Source organism: Granulicatella balaenopterae (genome assembly GCF_900111135.1).
Taxonomy (GTDB): domain Bacteria; phylum Bacillota; class Bacilli; order Lactobacillales; family Aerococcaceae; genus Granulicatella; species Granulicatella balaenopterae.
Genome location: NZ_FOGF01000020.1, coordinates 15,305 through 36,792, shown reverse-complemented (window position 1 = coordinate 36,792; position 21,488 = coordinate 15,305). Strand labels below are relative to the sequence as shown.

Annotated in this window: 19 protein-coding genes; 18 read left to right on the top strand and 1 reads right to left on the bottom strand. The window is 34.0% G+C overall.

The features are described from left to right. The 7 genes from BMX09_RS05740 to BMX09_RS05710 form a co-directional block, all read left to right on the top strand. A partial coding sequence (locus BMX09_RS05740) for a sensor histidine kinase (RefSeq protein ID WP_143054383.1) occupies positions 1–782 on the top strand: 782 nt, incomplete at its 5' end. A 3-nt stretch (positions 783–785) separates the two neighbouring features. Next, positions 786–1,535: a response regulator transcription factor gene (locus tag BMX09_RS05735; RefSeq protein ID WP_089746746.1), complete on the top strand. Its 750-nt coding sequence runs from the start codon at positions 786–788 to the stop codon at positions 1,533–1,535. Between the two features lie 156 nt (positions 1,536–1,691). Beyond that, on the top strand, positions 1,692–2,138 hold the full coding sequence (locus tag BMX09_RS05730; RefSeq protein WP_089746745.1) for a PTS fructose transporter subunit IIA: 447 nt from the start codon (positions 1,692–1,694) through the stop codon (positions 2,136–2,138). 52 nt (positions 2,139–2,190) lie between these two features. Beyond that, complete coding sequence (locus BMX09_RS05725) at positions 2,191–3,642, top strand: fructose-specific PTS transporter subunit EIIC (protein ID WP_089746744.1); 1,452 nt, start codon at positions 2,191–2,193, stop codon at positions 3,640–3,642. 145 nt (positions 3,643–3,787) lie between these two features. Next, positions 3,788–5,554 (top strand): HTH domain-containing protein, encoded by a 1,767-nt coding sequence (locus BMX09_RS05720; RefSeq protein WP_089746743.1) that lies wholly within the window; start codon positions 3,788–3,790, stop codon positions 5,552–5,554. After that, positions 5,555–6,724 carry a MalY/PatB family protein gene (locus tag BMX09_RS05715; protein ID WP_089746742.1) on the top strand — a complete coding sequence of 390 codons (1,170 nt, stop codon included), beginning with the start codon at positions 5,555–5,557 and terminating at the stop codon, positions 6,722–6,724. 12 nt (positions 6,725–6,736) lie between these two features. Beyond that, positions 6,737–7,831, top strand: coding sequence for a M20/M25/M40 family metallo-hydrolase (locus BMX09_RS05710; protein ID WP_089746741.1), 1,095 nt, complete (start codon positions 6,737–6,739; stop codon positions 7,829–7,831). Between the two features lie 275 nt (positions 7,832–8,106). Here BMX09_RS05710 and BMX09_RS05705 read toward each other — a convergent pair whose 3' ends face one another. Beyond that, entirely contained in the window at positions 8,107–8,916 is an 810-nt protein-coding gene (locus tag BMX09_RS05705; RefSeq protein ID WP_089746740.1) for an XRE family transcriptional regulator, read from the bottom strand. A gap of 196 nt (positions 8,917–9,112) precedes the next feature. Here BMX09_RS05705 and BMX09_RS05700 point away from each other — a divergent pair, with 196 nt between their 5' ends. The 11 genes from BMX09_RS05700 to yihA all read left to right on the top strand — a co-directional run bounded on the left by BMX09_RS05700 (position 9,113) and on the right by yihA (position 21,428). Beyond that, complete coding sequence (locus tag BMX09_RS05700; protein ID WP_089746739.1) at positions 9,113–9,691, top strand: hypothetical protein; 579 nt, start codon at positions 9,113–9,115, stop codon at positions 9,689–9,691. Between the two features lie 309 nt (positions 9,692–10,000). Then, positions 10,001–10,687, top strand: a complete 687-nt coding sequence (locus BMX09_RS05695; protein WP_089746738.1) for a hypothetical protein — start codon at positions 10,001–10,003, stop codon at positions 10,685–10,687. A gap of 14 nt (positions 10,688–10,701) precedes the next feature. Beyond that, on the top strand, positions 10,702–11,340 hold the full coding sequence (locus BMX09_RS05690) for a thermonuclease family protein (protein ID WP_089746737.1): 639 nt from the start codon (positions 10,702–10,704) through the stop codon (positions 11,338–11,340). Positions 11,341–11,425: 85 nt separating this feature from the next. Beyond that, on the top strand, positions 11,426–11,662 hold the full coding sequence (gene nrdH, locus BMX09_RS05685) for a glutaredoxin-like protein NrdH (RefSeq protein WP_089746736.1): 237 nt from the start codon (positions 11,426–11,428) through the stop codon (positions 11,660–11,662). Positions 11,663–12,008: 346 nt separating this feature from the next. Next, positions 12,009–12,728 carry a trehalose operon repressor gene (gene treR / locus BMX09_RS05680; protein ID WP_089746735.1) on the top strand — a complete coding sequence of 240 codons (720 nt, stop codon included), beginning with the start codon at positions 12,009–12,011 and terminating at the stop codon, positions 12,726–12,728. A 276-nt stretch (positions 12,729–13,004) separates the two neighbouring features. After that, positions 13,005–14,483, top strand: a complete 1,479-nt coding sequence (gene treP, locus BMX09_RS05675; protein WP_089746734.1) for a PTS system trehalose-specific EIIBC component — start codon at positions 13,005–13,007, stop codon at positions 14,481–14,483. A 72-nt stretch (positions 14,484–14,555) separates the two neighbouring features. Then, positions 14,556–16,223 (top strand): alpha,alpha-phosphotrehalase, encoded by a 1,668-nt coding sequence (gene treC / locus BMX09_RS05670; protein ID WP_089746733.1) that lies wholly within the window; start codon positions 14,556–14,558, stop codon positions 16,221–16,223. Positions 16,224–16,763: 540 nt separating this feature from the next. Continuing rightward, entirely contained in the window at positions 16,764–18,044 is a 1,281-nt protein-coding gene (tig, locus tag BMX09_RS05665) for a trigger factor (protein ID WP_089746732.1), read from the top strand. Between the two features lie 144 nt (positions 18,045–18,188). Further along, complete coding sequence (gene clpX / locus BMX09_RS05660; RefSeq protein ID WP_089746731.1) at positions 18,189–19,433, top strand: ATP-dependent Clp protease ATP-binding subunit ClpX; 1,245 nt, start codon at positions 18,189–18,191, stop codon at positions 19,431–19,433. Positions 19,434–19,568: 135 nt separating this feature from the next. Beyond that, positions 19,569–20,825, top strand: a complete 1,257-nt coding sequence (locus BMX09_RS05655; RefSeq protein WP_089746730.1) for an MFS transporter — start codon at positions 19,569–19,571, stop codon at positions 20,823–20,825. Positions 20,826–20,834: 9 nt separating this feature from the next. Further along, positions 20,835–21,428, top strand: coding sequence for a ribosome biogenesis GTP-binding protein YihA/YsxC (gene yihA, locus BMX09_RS05650; RefSeq protein WP_089746729.1), 594 nt, complete (start codon positions 20,835–20,837; stop codon positions 21,426–21,428). Positions 21,429–21,488: the final 60 nt, after the last annotated feature.

Here is a 21,488-nt window from a genome sequence, read left to right as displayed (position 1 = left end):
ATGAATATTTAGAAATTAAAGTAACCGCATCATTATCTATCTTCATTGTTACTTTATTAGTAATGCTATATTTGCGGGATCAGCAATTGAAATATTTACATCAAAAAATTGTACAACAAAAAGAAGAAGAAATTAGAGGAGCTAATCATATGGTTGATGAATTAGCTACTTTATATAATGAAGTCAGAGGGTTTCGTCATGATTTTGGTGGAATCATGAGTACGATGGATTCAGCTATAAAAGCACAAGATATAGAAGAAGTAACGAAAATTTATGAATCAGTTTTTGAAAAGATGCATCAGCAAATTAGTTCAAGTTATTATAGCGGCTTTAACTTGGGGAAAATAAAAGAAATTGGCTTCCGTGGAGTTATCGCCAATAAAATGATTCAGGCAAAAAATAATGGAATTCCGTTTCGATTAGAAGTGATGCAAGAAGTACCACCAGTGAATGCACCATTATTAGAAACAGTGCGTATATTAACAATTCTATTGGATAATGCATTGGAAGCGACAATCAATGCTAGAAATCCAGAAGTAACGCTATCTTTACTTGTGAAGAATAATCAAGTAGTGATGATTGTCAAAAATACACGTGATCAGAAAATTTTGATTGATGGCCAAAAAATATGGCAAAGAGGTTATTCAACTAAAGGGTATAATAGAGGTCAAGGTCTGGCCAATCTATCTGAAATATGTGCAGATTTGGATAGCATAGATATTGAAACTCATATTAGTAATAGTCACTTTACGCAAACCATTTTTTTCGAAACGAGGTGTTAAGATATGTTGAAAATTGCAATTATAGAAGATAATCCGATTCATTTGTCGAACCTAGAGAAGATTATTCACGAATTTACTAAAGAGCATAATTGCCGTTTCGTGGTGGATGTTTATATGTCGTTGAAAGCTTGTCAAGAGTTAATTTCGAATCAAGAAATGTACGATATTTATTTTATTGATTTGGAGATTGAATCACAAAGATATGGCGGTTTAGAAACAATCGTCGAAGTTCGTAGGTATAATCCTTATGCGAGTTTTGTTTTTATGACGACAATATCAGAAGCAATGCCATTGACTTTAGAGGCTCATGTAGGTGTAATGGATTTCATTGCTAAGGATAGTGGCCAAGCAGAAATAAGTAGGCGCATCCGACACTGTTTACAATTAGAAATGGAAAAATGTTTTAACCAGCAAGAAGAGCAAGTGGATATTCTATCGTATTCTTATCAAGGGCACACAGGGGTATCTTTACCATTTCGGGATATTTTATATGTGACAGCAGGAACCAAATCACATCGCATTATTGTATTTGGCAAAGGATATCGTAAGGAAATTTATGGATGTTTATCGGATATTAAAGAATTGGATTCGAATGCTTATTTATACTCATTATCCCGCTCAATACTATTAAATCCTAAAAATGTTAAAGAAATCAATTGTTCGACTCGTGAAATCATATTTTGTGAAGGAACCACTTGCCAAGTTTCGTATTTAAAAATGAATCAAATAAAAAAACATTTAAAAAGATCATAACCACAACTGTCAGGTGCGCTTGGCGGTTGTTTTTTATCGCCATTAATATTTTTGTCATTCACTTACTGACAAAAGCTTTATTCAACAAATCATAAATGTAGGATAAGCTATAAGTGTAGAAAGAAACCAAAAGAAAATAGTTTGGAGGATGGTTGTATGGCTCTTATCAATGGCGAAAGTATTAATTTGAATTTACAAGGATCGACTAAAGAAAATATTTTGAAAGAATTTGCTGCACTTGGCTATCAAGTGGGGAAGGTTTCATCAGAAGAAGGCTTTTATCAAGGGTTACTTGATCGTGAAAGCGAAGTGACAACAGGTTTTGGTTATGGTGTAGCTATTCCACACGCAAAGACAAAATATGCTAATGAGGTAGGGATTTTATTTGGACGTACAAATAATCAAGTAGAATGGCAAGCGCTCGATGACAAACCGGTTAATACCTTTATTTGTTTTATTGCACCAGAAGAAGCGGCGAATGAGCATTTAAAGTTACTTGCAAAAATTAGTCGTAAATTAATGCATCAAGATTTTGTTGCAGTTCTAAAAAATGGTACTAAAGAACAAATATTACAAGCCTTAGAAACAACATTTGAAAGCTAAACTTTAATTTGGTAGAAAAAATTAAAAAATAATTTAATTAGGAGGAGAGAAGATGGGAAAATACAATATTGTTGCGATAACAAACTGTCCTGCAGGTATTGCTCATACATATATGGTTGCGGAAGCCATGGAAAATAAAGCGAAATCACTAGGACACACAATCAAAGTAGAAACGCAAGGGGCAGTTGGTGTTGAAAATGAATTAACACCAGAAGATGTGAAAAATGCCGATTATGTCATTTTGGCACTAGGTAGAAGTATTACTGAAAGTGATCGTGAACGTTTCAATGGTAAAAAAGTTATTGAAATGAAAGTTTCTGAAGCACTGAAAACAATTGAAACATTATTCGATGATTTAGAAGGACAAGCAGTTGTGTTTGAAGGTCAAGTTACAAATAGCTCAGCTGACCCAAAAGTGAAATTAGGTAAACAAAAATCTAAAAAAGGCTCAATTACTAGTCACTTAATGTCTGGTGTGTCTGCTTCATTACCATTCGTTATTGGTGGTGGTTTGTTAGTTGCCATTGCTAATATCATGGTTCAATATGGTGCAGCTTATGTTGATATGTCAGCAGGAGATCCATCATTTGCTTGGGTATTAGAAAATATCGGGTACTTAGGTTTCAAATTCATGATTCCAATTATGGGTGCTTATATTGCTTATTCAATTAGTGATAAACCAGCTTTTGCCCCAGCTTTTATTATTTGTTATTTAGCTAATGATAAGAACTTACTTGGTACTGAATCAGGTGCAGGTTTCTTAGGAGCAATTATTTTCGGTTTAGCAATTGGTTATTTTGTTAAATATATGAAACAAATTAAAGTAGGTAAAACATTAAAACCATTGTACAACTTTACAATTATTCCATTCGTTACAATGTTTATCTTTGGTATCATTACTTATTACTTCATGGGACCTTTACTTGCCGGTTTAATGACTGGTGCGTTGAACTTCTTGAATAGTATTCCAATTGAATATAAATATCCAGCAGCTATCTTAGTTGGTGCGATGCTTGCATTTGATATGGGTGGACCAGTTAATAAAACTGCTTGGTTCTTCTGTTTCTCATTAATCGAACAAGGTGTATATGATTGGTATGGTATTGTTGGGGTTGTTACATTGATTCCACCGATCGCTGCCGGGGTTGCTACTTTATTACAACCTAAATTATTCTCTAAAATGGAACAAGAATCTGCTTTAAGTGCGATTATCGTCGGTTCTACAGTTGCGACTGAACCAGCTATCCCATTTGCATTAGCTGATCCAGTGCCAGTTATCGCAGCTAACACAATTGCAGGTGGTATTACTGGTATGATTGCTTTAATGTTAGGTGTACAAAGAATGGCTCCAGGACTAGGTGTATTTGATCCACTATTAGGATTAATCAAACCAGCTGGCTCATTCTATTTAGCACTAGCAATCGGTGTAGCCCTAAACGTCTTCTTAATTATTACATTCAAGAAAATTAGAATTGCACGTGATGCTAAAAAAGCAAATAACTAATTGAGAAAATACTAGCCAGTAGGACATATTACGTGTTTTGCTGGTTTTTGTATCTTATTAAGTAGTTTTTTTATAACTAATGTTGACTATATTAGTGACCTATTAGAAAATAATAGAGAGAATATAATAAAAAGGTGATGAATCTATGTTTAATAGTAGACAATTTCAAATTGTTGAATTACTTAAAAATAAAAATGTTTCACTGAAAAGAATATCTGAAATTGTTAAGAAATCAACACGAACTGTTATGAGAGATATTAATGTGATTAATGAAGTATTAGCGCAACATGAACTTGGTAGGATTGTATTTGCTAAAAACCAGAACGGATATCAATTAGAAATTGACAATGAAGATAAGTTAGATGATGTATTAAAGGATTGGATGAATGATGAACACCAAATTTTATATCAATTATTAATTCACGATGCAGTCACAATTGAAGAGTTAAGTGAAAAATTATATCTATCATCACCAGTCATTAGCGCAAAGTTAGCTCAATTAAAAGAAGATTATCGACATAAATTAGCAATAAGTGTTGGAAAGAACGGACATTATATTAAGGAAAGTCAAGCTAAGAAAGTCTTGGCATTAGCTAATTTGATTTATGAAAAGGATCGTTATTTTTTAAAGGAATTAGGATTGGATAAGGATTTTTATCAAGAAATAGTCGCCTATTTCAACCAGCACAAACTAGCAATTATTGCGGAATATCCCTATGTTAGTGGGAGACAATTTGCCAGTATTATTTTGGCGGTTTATTTGTTAGGAAAAGATGATTCGATAGTACTTAAGGACGATTCGGTGATGAGTCAAGTCTTTTCTCAGAATGATTTAGTATATACAGAGAAGATGGATAATTTATTAAGTGATTATTTAGATAAAGTTAACCAAGAGCTTGCTAGAATTACTAAAGGGACGATTCTTGATATTTTACTTAAAATTGAAGAGCGTTTTGAGATTAAGTTGCTAGATATGACTTTAGTGAAAGAATTGGTCTTACATATTACTAGGGCGATTAGTTATAGTTTTATTATTGAACAAGGTGAAATTTATAATTTAACGAATTTGAAGGCTCAAAACCCATTTTCGTTTGATATTAGTTTGATTTTTGCGAATTATTTACAACAGGAGACTGGGATTGAAGTCTATGAGGCTGATTTATTGGCATTGTATTTCATTTGCTCGATGAATCGTGTGAATAATATTAGACAGAAAATTGTGATTATTGGTCGTCATATTTCACTGGCAAATATTAATAAAAATATGATTGAAACGAATATTCCAAATGTTGATGTTTGTGTGGTGGGGTCAAAAGATGCTTTATTAAGCGAAATACAGACACATCATCAGGCGTTGATTATTAATAATTATGCAGGAATGGATTTGACGGATTTACCTAAGACGGTGATTACGGTCAATCAAATTATTAGTAGTAAGGAAATTAGTTATATCAGTAAGGCACTCGAAAATATCTTATTTAAAGAGCGGATTGAACAGATTTTTAGAGAGGAATATGCTTTTTCTTATCAAGTTAAGCCGCAACAACCATGGCAGGAAATGATTGAGGATATTAGTTTGGAATTAGTCGAGCGTGGTTGTCTGAATCATGATGAACATCTGGCAATTTTAGAACGTGAAAAGCAGGATAGTTTTTTACTACTTGAAGGGACATATATTCCGCATTGTATGTCAAAGCGTAAGGATTATTGTGTGGGGGCTTTTGTGACCTTATCCCAGCCGGTTGAATTTTGTGAGGAATCGATTGAAAAGATTATTGTGGTTGCTGTAGATCCTGAGAATAAACACAATAATAATTTATTTAGTTGTTTATATTATGCGATGAAGAATCCGAAATATTTAGAAATTTCAAGTTATCAAGAATTTATTGCATTGATGAAGGGGATGGATTAGATGGTTGATTTTAACAAGGAAATTGATCGTAGGGGAACGTTTTGTACGCAATGGGACTATATTGAGGACCGTTTTGGGGAAGCAGACTTATTGCCATTTACGATTTCGGATATGGATTTAGAGTCTCCGGAAGCGATTGTTAATAGCCTAGTCGAGCGTTGCCAGCATGGTGTGTTTGGTTATAGTCGTTGGCATCATAAGGCGTTTATGGGTGCAGTACAAAAATGGTATCAACGTTATCATTTAGAAGTTAATGGAGATTGGTTGATTTATAGTCCAAGTGTGATGTATTCCGTGGCTAAATTAATTAATTTAACGAGTCAAGCAGGCGATGGTGTGGTGATTTTGACGCCGGCTTATGATGCTTTTTTTAAAACAATTCGTGCTAATAAGCGTAAGATTATTGACTGTCCTCTAAGTTATGAGGAAGGTCAGTATACAATTGATTTTATTGCATTTGAAGAAGCTATTCAGAAAGCAAAAGTATTTTTATTATGCAATCCGCATAATCCAACTGGACGTGTGTGGACAAAAGAAGAATTAAAGCAGTTAATAGCTATTTGTCAGAAGCATCAAGTGTTTATTATTTCGGATGATATTCATATGGATATTACTTATAAACGTTCTTATACACCAATTTTAGTGTTAAGTTCCTATGAAAAAATGGCGATTCTAACCTCAGCTTCAAAAACATTCAATATTCCGGCTTTGACGGGTTCGTATGGTATGATTCCGGATAGTCAATTGAGAGAAGAATTTTTATACATTATTAAAAATAAAGAAGCTGTATCCTCACCCGCAATTTTAGCGATTATCGCAACGATTACTGCTTATCAAGAATGCGATGAGTGGTTAAGTGAATTATTAGCCCATACGAAAGCCAATATCAGTTATGTTAGTGAGTATCTAGAAGAACATATGCCAGAATTAACTTGCCAAATGCCAGACGGTTGTTATTTTGCTTGGATAAATTTTGAAGCATTAGGTGTAACTAGTGATAAATTGCAAAAAGCACTGATTGAAGTTGGTAAAGTAGCGATTATGCCGGGCAATACTTATGGTGAGACGGCTGAATATTTCTTACGTTTGAATGTAGCTTGTTCGCGCCAAAAAGTAGTCGATGGCTTAAAACGTTTGGAAAAAGCATACCAATATTTGAAAGAACAATAAGGAGGAGTTTAGATGGTAATTGAAAGATTCTTAGATTTAGTAAAAATCGATTCAGTAAGTTTACAAGAACATAAGGTGGCAAATTATATTAAAGCCTTTTTAGATGAATTAGAGATTCTCTATACCGAAGATGATGCCGGACACAAATTAGGTGGCACATGCGGAAATATCATTGCTCGATTAGATAGTGCGGATGCAAATAGTGAAACAATCCTTTTAGCAGCCCATATCGATACTGTCCAACCTTGCGTGGGAGTCGAACCGATTATTGAAGACGGCGTAATCCGATCATGTGGGGACACTATTTTAGGCGGAGATGATAAAGCTGGTGTGGCTGTTTTATTAGAATTATTAGCACATGCTAAACAATTAAATGGACAGCACAAGAATTTGATTTGTGTCTTTTCAATTGCCGAAGAGATTGGTATATTTGGCGCCAAAAACTTAGATATCAAAGCATTAGGAAAAATTGATTACGCTTATATCTTAGATGGTGAAGGTCAACCCGGAAAAATCTATAATCAAGCGCCATATTCCGCAAAAGGGACAATTAAAATTATCGGTAAAGCGGCTCATTCAGGGGTTAATCCCGAAGAAGGAATTAATGCGCTAGTGGTCTTAAGTGATATTATTAGTCAAATGCAAATTGGGCGGATTGACCACGAAACAACTTGCAATATTGGTAAAGTATCAGGAGGAGTAGCAACTAATGTGGTAATGCCATCGCTTGAAGTTATGTTTGAAGCCCGCAGTTTAGATCCGCAAAAGCTAGATCAATTACTAGAACGCACAGAAAAAGCTTTCCAAGCAGGTTGCGAAAAACATCAAGCTAGCTATCAATTTGGCGTAAAAAAAGGCACACCTGGATTTAATATCTCAACTGATAGCCCAGTTATTGAAAACTTCAAACAAGCTTGCCAAAAAGCCCAACTCAAATTCAGCGTCGAAGCATGTGGTGGCGGAAGTGATACGAATATTTATAATAGCGAAGGTGTAGCAGCTATTCTTTTAGGGGTGGGCATGGAAAAAATCCATACAACTGATGAATTCATTAAAGTAGCAGATATCGAAAATAGCTTAACATTAGTCAAACAATTAATTAATTAGTAATCATAACCACAACTGTCAGGTGCGCTTGGCGGTTGTTTTTTTGTTGGCCCACATAAAAAAGTAGCACTAACAATTGCGTTAGTACTACTTTATAGGAAGGATAAGCGGGAGTATGACCTCCTTACTCTATACATATATTTTAGCAAGCGCTATCAGAATATGCAAAGAATATCCTGTTCTTTTTATCTTTTGAACCATTTGTCACTCATGGCTATTAGGTATTTTTTTTAGGCTGTTTGCTATCTCTATTTGTACGCAATTTACTAATAAATTTAATCTAGCTTTTCTGGGATAAAGTGATCGACAACTTGACCAATAATCTTTATTTGTTCATTCTTACGGATGGTTCGTGGCATAAAGAGTGCTGTGTTATTGGCAACTAATTGATAGGTATCGGTATGTTGATAGATTTTCCGACAATAGGTTTTACCGTTAATATCGATAATATAGGTTAGACCATCTTGAAATGGTACATTACGCTTTACGCAGACAATGTCACCATCATTAATCAATGGGGACATCGCATTTCCGCTAATGGTTAAGGCAAAGTCATACGGTGCCAAGTCTTTCTTTGTATAATATAAGCCATCACTTTTATGACCGTATCGGTAATTTTTATGATTAATTTCTGTTTGGATAGTCATAACGGCATTTAGACCATTTTGTTTTGTTTTTGCTTGATTAGAGTTAGCGGTGATAATTCCGACATTTTCTGCACGTTGCTCATCAAGTTGAGATTTTGCGTATTGTAAGACTTTATGTTGGTAAGTTGGGTCTAATGAGTGATATAAGGTTAGAATTGCTATATCGTCATAATTTGCTTCGATTGGCGTATGGTTAAGCTCGCTTTGGAATCGTTGGTCAAGATCTTCTTGCTTAACGTCAAAATATTTGGCTAGCTTTTGAACATTTTCTTTTGTTGGAAGAGATGTTCCTTTTACATAGCCAGTTAATGTGCTTTTAGGAATATTCAAATCTCTATGTAAGTCAATTTGGCGTTTGTCGAAGGTTTCTAATAGGTAATTTAATTGTTGTGAGAAATATTTTTTATTTTCTAAATCTTGCGGGCTATTTTTCGCCATTTTTGACACCTCAATCTTTTTTTAATAATTTTATTTTACCAAAAAAAGAGGTAATCATACAAATAGAAAATTCGACAAAATTCGTACTTCCTTTAAAATACCAAAAATCCTTTGTAGTGCTAAAAAAATAGCGTGAAATATGATATCATTATAGGTAATAACAATCAAATAAATTAAAAATGTTTGGGGTGTAGCTATGGGTAAACAATGGATAAAGGAAATTATTAAAATTAATATACTATTAATAGTAGTTATGACGCTTGGCTTAACGAAAGATACTGTGCAAAGTATGGGCTTATTGAATTTAGCGGCAATGTTTTTGGCTTCATTAACAATTATTGTTTGTTTGAGTGATCGTGATCTAACAGAGATGTTCCCTCAGTTTAGGAAGAATGTATTATTGACGAATCTAGTTGCTGCGGCGGAGACGATTCTAGTATTAGCGCCAGGCATGATGTTGGCTTTATTATTTCATGCGAATATTCAAATTTATTATTCTTTGTGGGGGCAAATTGCGCATATTTTACTTGGATTATCGGTTGCTAATTTACGGATTGCTTTTGGGGTTGAGACTATTTCACAGACACCTGATGAGGATCAGTTGGATTTGAGGTCGATTACGGCTTCTAGTTGGCAGTTTTTAAAGTATACTAGTCCGATGATTATAGCTATTATCGTGGTGGCAATAGTGGAAGCATTTGTTATTCATATTTCTATATATATTGCAGTGGTGATATTTGCATTGAGTCTATTTGCTTGTATGTACCAAAAATAATTTTTCATCTGGATTAGTGATATTGCATTACTAGTTGAGGTTTTTTGATTTGAAATGAGGTTAGATTTTTTTAAAATATATCAAACGCTATCATAATGATAATTGTTCAATAACGAATGAATACCGTATACAAATTAGAAAATATTAGCTTTTACGATAAAATAATCTCAAAAAAAGTATGATTTCCTTGAATATATGGCTTAAATACTATATAATATTTAAAAGTTTATAAAAATGTGTATGATATAAGCAAGGGATTGAAGTGTTTGGCTTCACTATTTGGTTTATGGGTACAAACTAGGGGGAAATATGAAGAATAAAAATTGGCGAATTATCGGTCTGATTATTAGTATTATTATGACTGGTTTTGGTATCGCAATGACCATCAAAACAAATATAGGAGTGGCGCCATATGATGCGTTTAATTTAACGGCATTATGGTTAATTGAAAAGTATTCAAATGGTAAGATTGTGTTACAATTTGGTACGATGACAATGATTACTAATACGACTTGTATTTTAGTGCAATTGGCATATTTAGGTAAGAAATTCGAATTAAAACGTCTATTGCAATTAGTATTAGCTTATGGATTAGGTTATGTGATTAACTTTGGTGTAACTGTTTTATTTGCTGATTTGCCATTAGATTTATATATTTATCGTGTGATTTTTAATGTGATTGGGGTTATCTTATTAGGGATTGGCATTGGACTGTTACTGGCCATTAATTATGGTAGTTTCCCATTAGAGCCAACAGTTATGGTTATTTGTGAGCGTTATGGATGGAGTTTCCCTCGTGCTCGTCAAATGCTAGATGTAATCGCAATTTTCGTGATTCCAGTGGTTTGCTGGTTAACAGGATTAGAAAACACAATTCGTGAAGGTACTGTTATTAGTATGTTAGTCTTCACACCAGTTATGAAATTTACATTATTCAAAGTTTTAGCACTTATCGAAAAACACGAACCAGCTAAAACTGAAGTAGAAGCAGCATAGAAAGGTCTGTTAATATGAATAAACAAACGAAAATCTCTAAAGAAACTATCAAAAAATTCGGTGGCCTTATGATTACCGTCTTAACTCTTTTAGGAATTAAGTTTGGTTATCTCGAAAAAGAAGACATTGTAAGAACAAATCATGATTCTCGGCATCACTTCGATGGCGAGGATTTTTCTGTCTTTAAGCCATTAACCAAATACCAAGTGGAAGTTGATCGTGTGATTGATGGCGATACTTATCACTTGATGTATGATAATGAACGCTTCAAAGCTCGTTTATTAATTGTTGATACACCAGAAACCGAAAAGCCAGACAAAAAGGCGCAACCATTTGCCGATGAAGCAACTGAACGCATGAAAGAATTAATCACCAATTCTAATAATATTGAAGTTAGTTTTGATGTAGGCGATCCGACTGACCACTATAATCGTGCTTTAGTCTACCTATATATCGACGGCAAGTTAGTACAAGACACCTTGCTTGAAGAGGGACTAGCAACGATTGCTTATGCCAACAAACCCAATACTACTCTTTTAAAAGAAATGAAAAAATATCAAAAAATCGCTAAAAACAACAAATTAGGCGTATGGAGCAAAAAAGGCTATGTAACTAAGCGTGGTTATAACCCCAGCGTCTTCAAACAAAATTAAATAAATTTCACTGCCAAACAAGTTAATTGTATTTCAAAAAAAGTTAAGGTATGATAAAAAAAGATATAAAGACGAGGTGAATAGAATGTCAGACAAAACAGTTATTGTATACTCAAAGCCAAATTGTATGCAGTGTAATTTTACAAAACAATTTTTAACAAATAATGGCATAGCTTTTGAAGAACGTGATGTCAGCGTATCAGAAGAAGCATTAGAAGAAGTTCGTGCATTAGGTTTTAGTTCACTACCTGTTGTTGTAGTACCAGGTAAAGAAGCTTTCTCAGGATTCCGTCCAGAAGTATTAGAAACACTAGCAAAATAATTGAAAACAAGATGAAAAGCTATCAATTTCTGTAAAAGGGATTTGGTGGCTTTTTTGCATGGTAGGGAAATTGTGGTGAGTGGCGGGGCGTTTGGTGAGTGGTGAGTCGTTTGGTGTGCGACGTGTACAAACAAAAAAGTGTGGTGTGCGCTAAGCAAAAATAGTGGCGTGTGCTAAGCAAAAATAGTGGCGTGTGCAAAGTAAAAATAGTGGCAGTAGTTGACATAATAAAAGAATTAGAAAGACAGCTAGTGTAGAGAGAATTTCCTCAGTATCTTGTTAAAAACATTAGAAAAGTGTATTCTTAATAAGAAGGGTACATAATAAATTAGCATATGGGAGAATCATGATGAAATTACATGAAAAAATATATTTTGAATTAAAAGAAAAAATTGAATCTGGTACATACCCAGTGGGCTCATTGTTACCAAGCGAGCATGAATTAGTCGCAAATTTTCAAGTATCACGTGAAACGATTCGAAAAGCATTGCGTAATTTATTAGAACATGGCTATATCCAAAAGAAACAAGGTAAAGGATCAATTGTTTTGGATGTAAAACGTTATAATTTTCCGGTATCAGGATTAGTTAGTTTTAAAGAATTACAAGCTAAACAAGCTATTCCATCACGAACAATTGTGGTGAAAAATGAACGAGTTAAGGCACCAAAGCATTTAGTAGAGGCAGGCTTAGTTACAGAAGATGAAGAGATGATTCTGTTAGTGCGCCAAAGAGAGATTAATGGTGAGGTGATTATTTTAGATAAGGATTATATTAAATGTCTATCGAAAGAGATGCATTTACCAAATGAACAGATGGCGATTTCATTATATGATTATTTAGAAGGCGACATAGGTTTGTTAATTGCTTATGCTAAGAAGGAATTCAATGTCGAACCGATTACCAAAGAAGATTGCGAATTAATGGCCTTGGGACAAGATACGCATGTAGTAGTTGTTCGTAGTGAAGTCTTTTTAGAAGATACAAGCTTTATTCAGTATTCTGAAAGTCGCCACCGTTTAGATAAGTTTAAATTTGTTGATTTTGCTAGGCGACAACATGCTTAAGACTTTAAGGAATCAATATAGAAAATGCAAAAAAACCTCTTATACAACCGAATATAGAAAGCTAGTATAGAGTATGATATATTCTTTTCTAGCTTTTTTTTGTATGAAAAAATATCACAATAAACAAATATTTGAAATGAAATTCATTTTTTAAGTAAGCGAAGTTTTCATTTTAAACGCTTGCAAAAGCAAAAAAGATTTATATAATAGAGATGAAAGTAACTTGTATAGACAAGTTGTAGATTATAGAAAATTAATTTGTAGGGGGAAAAAACAATGACAGATTTTAAGCAACAAGCACAAGAATTGCTACATTTACTCGGTGGACCAGATAATATCGCAGCTGTAACTCATTGCGCAACTCGTATGAGATTTGTACTAAATAATCCATCAATTGCTGATGTTAAGCAAATTGAAAAGCTTAAAGCCGTTAAGGGGACATTTACACAAGCAGGTCAATTCCAAGTGATTATCGGCAATGATGTTTCAGTATTTTACAATGATTTTATCGCAATTTCAGGAAAACAAGGCGTATCAAAAGATGAAGTGAAAAAAGCTGCTAAACAAAACCAAAACTGGTTACAACGTGCAATGGCTGTATTAGCTGAGATTTTCACACCAATTATTCCAGCAATTATCGTCGGTGGTTTGATCTTGGGCTTCCGTAATATTTTAGAGGGTGTACCAATGGAAATCTTAGGTCAAAAAATGACTGAGGGACAACCGGTTTTTGATGCTTTGGGAAATCCTGTTTTCAATAAGATTGTTGATGTGTCACCATTTTGGAATGGCGTGAATGCATTCTTATGGTTACCAGGTGAAGCGATTTTCCACTTCTTACCTGTTGGAATTACGTGGAGTGTTACTAAGAAAATGGGTACGACACAAATTCTAGGGATTGTCTTAGGGATTTGTTTAGTGTCACCACAATTATTAAACGCTTATGGTTATGCAGGCGCATTAGCTGATGGCACAATTCCATTCTGGGATTTTGGATATTTTACAATTGATAAAATTGGTTATCAAGCACAAGTTTTACCAGCAATTTTCGCTGGATTTACATTATCTTATTTAGAAATTTGGTTACGTAAATGGATTCCAAATGCCGTTTCAATGATTTTTGTGCCATTCTTTGCTTTAATTCCAACTATTATATTAGCTCACACAGTCTTAGGTCCAGTCGGTTGGCAAATGGGTCAATGGATTTCATTCGTTGTTTTAGCAGGATTAACTGGTCCATTAAACTGGTTATTCGGTGCTTTATTCGGAGCTTTCTACTCTCCATTAGTTATTACTGGTTTACACCACATGACAAATGCTATCGATATGCAGTTAATTAGTGACTTTGGTGGTACACAATTATGGCCAATGATCGCTCTATCAAATATTGCTCAAGGTTCGGCAGTTATGGCGATTTGGTGGCTACACCGTGGCGACAAGGAAGAAGAACAAGTGTCAATTCCAGCAGCTATCTCATGTTACTTAGGGGTTACTGAACCAGCGATGTTTGGGATTAACTTAAAATATGTCTTCCCATTTGTAGCAGCAATGATTGGTTCAGGAATCGCTGGATTTATTAGTACAATTACTAAAGTTACTGCCAATAGTATTGGGGTAGGTGGTTTACCAGGTTTCTTAGTTATCCGTCCTGGCTCAATGGTGATGTTCTTAATTTGTATGGTAATCGTTTTAGTGGTACCATTTGTATTAACAATCATTTTTGATAAAAAGAAATTATTTCAAAGTAAAAAATAGTTAAATAAAGAAGATAGAGAGTGTAGCATATAGCGCGCTCTTTTCTTCCGTTATAGGTTAGGGGAAAATACAATGAAAATGAAAGATAAAGTAATCTACCAACTATATCCAAAGTCATTTAAAGATTCAAATGGTGATGGAATTGGGGATTTACGAGGGATTATTGAAAAGATTCCCTATTTAGAAAAGTTAGGAATTGATATGATTTGGTTAAATCCATTTTACATTTCACCGCAAAAGGATAATGGCTATGATGTGACGGATTATATGTCGGTTGATCCAATGTTTGGGACGATGGCTGATTTAGAAGAATTAGTAGCAGTTGCCAAAAAAGCTAAGATTGAATTAATGCTTGATATGGTCTTTAATCATACGTCAATCGAATGCGAATGGTTCCAAAAAGCATTACTTGGTGATCCATACTACCAAGATTTCTACATCATTCGCCCAACCAAAGGAGATGGCTCCTTACCAACTAATTGGCAATCAAAATTCGGTGGGCCAGCTTGGGCTAAATTTGGCGATACTGACCAATATTACTTGCATCTCTATGATGTGACGCAAGCCGATTTAAACTGGCGCAATCCCAATGTTCAAAAAGAATTAATTAAAGTCGTTAACTTCTGGCTAGAAAAAGGCGTGAAAGGTTTCCGATTTGACGTATTAAATGTGATTGGAAAAGACGAAAGATTAATCGATTCAACAGGCGATAGCACACAAGAAAAGGCACTATATACCGATAAACCAATCGTTCACGACTATATCCAATTGATTAATAAAAATAGTTTTGGCTCAATGGCAGATATCGTAACAGTTGGTGAAATGTCATCAACCACAATTGAAAATGGTGTCTTATATACCAATCCAAATCGTGATGAATTATCAATGATTTTCAGTTTTCATCACTTGAAAGTAGATTATAAAGACGGTGAAAAATGGTCAAAAGTTCCATTTGATTTCCAAGAATTAAAACAAATCTTAAATGACTGGCAAACAGGAATGTCGGATGGCAATGGCTGGAATGCTTTATTCTGGAATAACCATGACCAACCACGTGCAAATTCTCGTTTTGGTGACGTGGAGAACTATCCATTTGAAACGAGCAGCATGTTGGCGCAAACGATTCACTTCTTACGAGGCACTCCTTATATTTATCAGGGAGAAGAAATCGGCATGACGAATCCAAACTTTGATGAAATTGACGATTATGTCGATATTGAAACGCATAATGCTTATCAAGAATTAATTAAAAAAGGCATCGATCACGATACTGTAATGAGCTATATCAAAGACAAATCACGTGATAATAGCCGTACACCAATGCAGTGGGATACAACAGAAAATGCAGGTTTCACAACAGGCACACCTTGGTTAAAAGTAGCCGATAATTTCACCAAAATTAATGTTCAACAAGAATTAGCAACAGGCAAAATCTTCAAATACTACCAAGAATTAATCAAAATTCGCAAAACAAATCCAATCATTGCAGAAGGTAGCTACCGAGGTATCCAACTAGACCATCCAGGAATCTTTGCCTACGTACGCCAACTAGACAACAAAAAAATAATTGTCCTAAACAACTTCTATACATCAAAACAAACGATCAATCTAAATGATGAATGGCCAAACGAAGCCAAAGCACAAGTCCTATTAAGCAATTACCCAGTAAAAACAGCAGACTTAACTAGGAAAATCACACTAGAAGCCTATCAAACACTAGCCATCACACTAGAAAAGTAGCGGATAAATTAAAATAAGTACTGTACCACGATGTTAGTTCTGCTAGCATCGTTTTTTGTAATCATACAATAGAAGTCCAACTTTTAGTATATTGTAAACTACTAATGATAGCTATGTTACAAAGACGTTCTATCATATACAGTCTGATGCATAAGAGTGTCAATCCTATATTTGTAGTTAGATAGCTTTAAAAAAATAATGAAATATTGGCGAAAAAGCTTTATCTATCAGTCTTTTGGTAGTATAATGTCTAGTTAAGAGGTGGAAATGTAAAAACGAGTTCCACTTATTTTTTTCGATAATATTTTCACTGACTATTAACGAATTCTTTAATAGAATAGGTGGTAATTTGCATAGTAGAATAGTCCACTACAAAAAAGTTAGCCCCAAAAGCTTATAAAACATGCAATAATTGAAAATATAAGCACCAATCTAATCAAATATTTTGTTTTACAAATGGCAATTCATGTAGTAAACTGTAAAAGTATGCAAAAGTGTTATACGAAATAATAATAAATAAAAAAATTTGGAGGCATAAAAATGACAGTATCAGTTGAAAACATTGAAACAAATAAAGTTGTTTTAACTTTTGAAATTTCTGAAGAAGAAAAAAAACAAGGGTTAGATAAAGCATTTAATCGTATTAAAAAGAATTTAAATATCCCAGGATTCCGTAAAGGTAAAGTAAACCGTCAAGTATTTAACAAAATGTACGGTGAAGTTGCATTATATGAAGATGCATTAAATATCGTTTTACCAGACGCATATGATAACGCTGTTGAAGAAGCTGGAATTTACCCAGTAACACAACCAAAAATCGATATCGTATCTTTAGAACAAGGAACTCCTTGGGTAATCAAAGCTGAAGTAATTGTTAAACCTGAAGTAAAATTAGGTGAATTCAAAAACTTAACAGTTGAAAAACAAGATCGTGAAGTTTCAGATAAAGAAGTTGAAGATCGTTTATTAACTGAACAAGCTAATGCAGCTGAACTAGTAATCAAAGAAGGTAAAGCTGAATTAGGCGATACAGTTGTTATTGACTTTGAAGGATTCTTAGGAGACGAAGCATTCGAAGGCGGAAAAGCTGAAAATCACGCATTAGAATTAGGCTCAGGATCATTCATTCCAGGATTTGAAGATCAATTAGTTGGCACTTCAGAAGGCGAAGCAGTAGAAGTTAAAGTAACTTTCCCTGAAGATTACCAAGCAGAAAACTTAAAAGGACAAGAAGCTACTTTCAAAGTAACAGTTCATGAAGTTAAAGCTAAAGAATTACCAGAATTAAACGACGAATTCGCTAAAGATATCGACGATGAAGTTGAAACATTAGATGAATTAAAAGCTAAATTCCGTAAACAATTAGAAGAACAAAAAGAAGCACAAGCTACAGATGCAGTTGCTGACTTAGCAGTTCGTAAAGCTGTTGAAAATGCTGAAATCGTTGAATTACCACAAGAAATGGTCGACGAAGAAGTTAACCGTCAAGTACAACACTACCTAAACGATATGCGTCGTAACGGAATTGCACCAGAAATGTACTTCCAAATCACTAACACAACTGAAGCTGATTTAGTTGAAATGATGAAAGGCGATGCAGATGTTCGCACTAAAACTAACTTAGTATTAGAACAAATCGTTAAAGATGAAAACATCGAAGTTTCTGATGAAGATGTAGATGCTGAAGTAAAAGAATTAGCAGCACAATACAACATGGCAGAAGCAGTTGTTCGCTCTTCAGTTTCAACTGAAATGTTAAAAAATGATATTGCAATGAAAAAAGCACTAGCAATGATTGTTGACACTGCTAAAGAAGCATAATGAAGATATGACTATCGAAGGCCGGACTAGTTCTGGCCTTTTTATTTTTGTGAAAATTAAGTAACTTTTCTTGTATGAAAGGCTAAGGTATGGTACGCTTATAAACGAATTTAGAATTCCTAAAGAAAAGGGAATGGAGGGAAAATTTTGAATAACGAAGAAAATACTCAAGTAAGATGTTCTTTTTGTGGGAAGCCACAATCAAACGTCAACCGTATTATTGCGGGACCAGATGTATTTATTTGTGATGAATGTATTAATTTATGCAAAGAAATCATTGATAAAGAAATTGTGCATCAATATAGTGAGGAAATTAAAGAAACACCAAAACCAAAAGAAATTACAGACACACTAAATGAATACGTCATCGGGCAAGATGCCGCTAAAAAAGCCTTAGCTGTAGCAGTATATAACCACTATAAACGAATTAATCATTTAATGACAAAAGAAGAAGATGAGGTTGAATTGCAAAAAAGTAATATTTGTTTAATTGGACCAACTGGATCAGGGAAGACTTATTTAGCACAATCATTAGCAAGAATTTTAGATGTGCCATTTGCGATTGCGGATGCAACAACATTAACTGAAGCAGGATATGTAGGGGAAGATGTTGAAAATATTATCGTTAAATTATTACAATCAACAAATTACGATGTTGAGCGTGCCCAACGTGGGATTATTTATGTTGATGAAATCGATAAAATTGCTCGTAAAAGTGAAAATGTATCAATTACTCGTGATGTTAGTGGTGAAGGTGTACAACAAGCCTTACTTAAAATTTTAGAAGGTACAGTTGCATCAGTTCCTCCAGAAGGTGGACGCAAACACCCACACCAAGAATTAATCGATGTAGATACTACTAATATCTTATTCATTGTAGGTGGTGCTTTTGATGGTATCGAAACAATCGTTAAGGAAAGATTAGGAGCAAAAGTCATTGGTTTTGGCTCAAATGCTTCTAAAGGTATCGATGAAGAAACAAGTTTAATGCAACAAATTATTCCAGAAGACTTATTAAAATTCGGCTTAATTCCAGAGTTTATTGGTCGTTTGCCGGTAGTAACTGCATTAGAAAAATTAACTAAAGATGATTTAATTAGTATTCTAACAAAACCAAAGAATGCTATTATTAAGCAATATGCGAAATTATTCGCCTTAGATGGTGTGGAATTAGAAGTAACCGATGAAGCATTAGATGCGATTGCTGAAAAAGCGATTGAACGCAATACTGGTGCACGTGGTTTACGATCAATTATTGAAGCGGTTATGCTAGATATTATGTTTGAAACACCTAGTCGTGAGGACGTCAAGAAAGTTATTGTTACGAGAGATGTTGTCGAATCTAAGGGAAAACCAGTTTTTTATAATTCAGAACAAGAAGAATGTTAACAAAAGACAACCTATAGGCAAAGGTATGTTGCTTATAGGTTGTTTTCACTTTATAATAGGAATTAGCGCATTATCAGAAAGGAGTTGAAAGTGCTTGGTCTTACTAATTACTATTAGAAGATAGAGCGCGTTTTAATGAAATTTTTAAAATTGGATTATACCAAAGAAGAATGGGCGTGGATGCTACAAGATTGGGCGAATTCAGTATATTCGTTAATGATTGTAACAGCTATTTTTCCTTTATTCTTTAAAGATGTTGCGACCAATGCGGGAATTAGCAGTGTTAATTCAACAGCATATCTAGGTTATGCTAACTCTATTTCAACGCTAATTGTATCGATATTAGCACCTGTTTTAGGAGCATTAGCAGATTATAAAGGTATGCGGAATCCAATGTTTACAATTGGAACCTTGATGGGAGTACTCTCTGTGTGGGGAATGATTTTTTTAAATGAAGATCAATGGCTTATATTATTAGTCTTCTATACGATTTCAGGAATTGGGTATTCAGCCTCGAATATATTTTATGATAGTTCGATTATGGATGTTACTACCTTTAAGCGGATGGATAAAGTATCATCATTAGGATACGGACTAGGTTATATAGGAAGTACGATTCCCTTTATAATATTTATGGCGATTATGTTTTATTCAGGGTTAGATAGTACATTGATTGTTAAGATTGGATTCTTTATGACAGGTTTATGGTGGTTTATTTTTACAATACCATATTGGAAACACGTTAAACAAACAACTTATCGTGAACATGAAGGTGTCCTAATCGTGGAAAGTTTTAAACGCTTATTCACAACCTTACAAAAAATTGGCCAACATAAGCAAGTATTTTTATTTCTAATTGCATATTTCTTTTATATTGACGGTGTTGGAACCATCTTTAAAATGGCGACGGCTATTGGTTCAGACATTGGTATTTCAGATAGTATGTTAATTGGTATTTTATTAATGGTACAATTTGTTGCTTTTCCATTTAGTATTATTTATGGACGAATCTCAAAACGAATTGGTAATAAGAAAACACTATTTCTTGGGATTTTCACTTACATTTTAATTTGTGTGATGGCATTAACAGTTCAGACAATGGATAAATTCATTATTTTAACTATATTAGTCGGTACAGCACAAGGAGGAATTCAAGCATTGAGTCGTTCGATGTTTGGGCAAATTATTCCAGAAGAACAATCAAATGAGTTTTTCGGATTTTATAATGTATTCGGAAAATTTTCATCAATTTTAGGAACAACACTAGTCGGTTTAACCGCACAATATACAGGGAATTCTCTTGATGGAGTATTTTCATTAATCTTCTTATTCTTAATAGGAGCATTCTTATTGTATTTTGTTAAAGTAGAACCAAAAGGACAAGAAATCTAGGAGGAAAATATGAAAGTTACAAAATCAGATATCGTAATGAGTGCAGTTAGCCCTGCGCAATATCCAACAACATTTTTACCAGAAATTGGTTTATCAGGACGTTCAAATGTCGGTAAATCTTCTTTTATTAATAATTTAATTAATCGTAAGGCTTTAGCGAGAACTTCTTCGCAACCAGGAAAGACACAAACATTGAACTTTTACCTAATTAATGAAATGTTTTATTTTGTCGACGTACCAGGATATGGTTATGCTCGCGTCTCAAAAAAAGAACGCGCTAAATGGGGACGTATGATTGAGGAGTATATTACAACAAGAAAAATGCTAAAATTAGTGTTAATCTTAGTTGATTTCCGTCATGAGCCAAGTCGTGAAGATGTTCAAATGAAAGAATTTTTAGATTATTATGATATTCCATACAAAATTGTAATGACAAAATGTGATAAAATTCCTCGTGGTAAATGGAATAAACATAAGAGTGCCATCCGTAAAGCATTTGGGAATGTACGTGATGAAGATTTGTTAGTGTATTCTTCTCAAACAGGACAAGGAAAAGAAAAAGCTTGGGAATGGATTGAAGAAGCAATCGAATATAAAAATTAATTCGTACACAATTACAATACTACTAGACCGTTTATTAGTATAGTCTTAGTGATAATTATT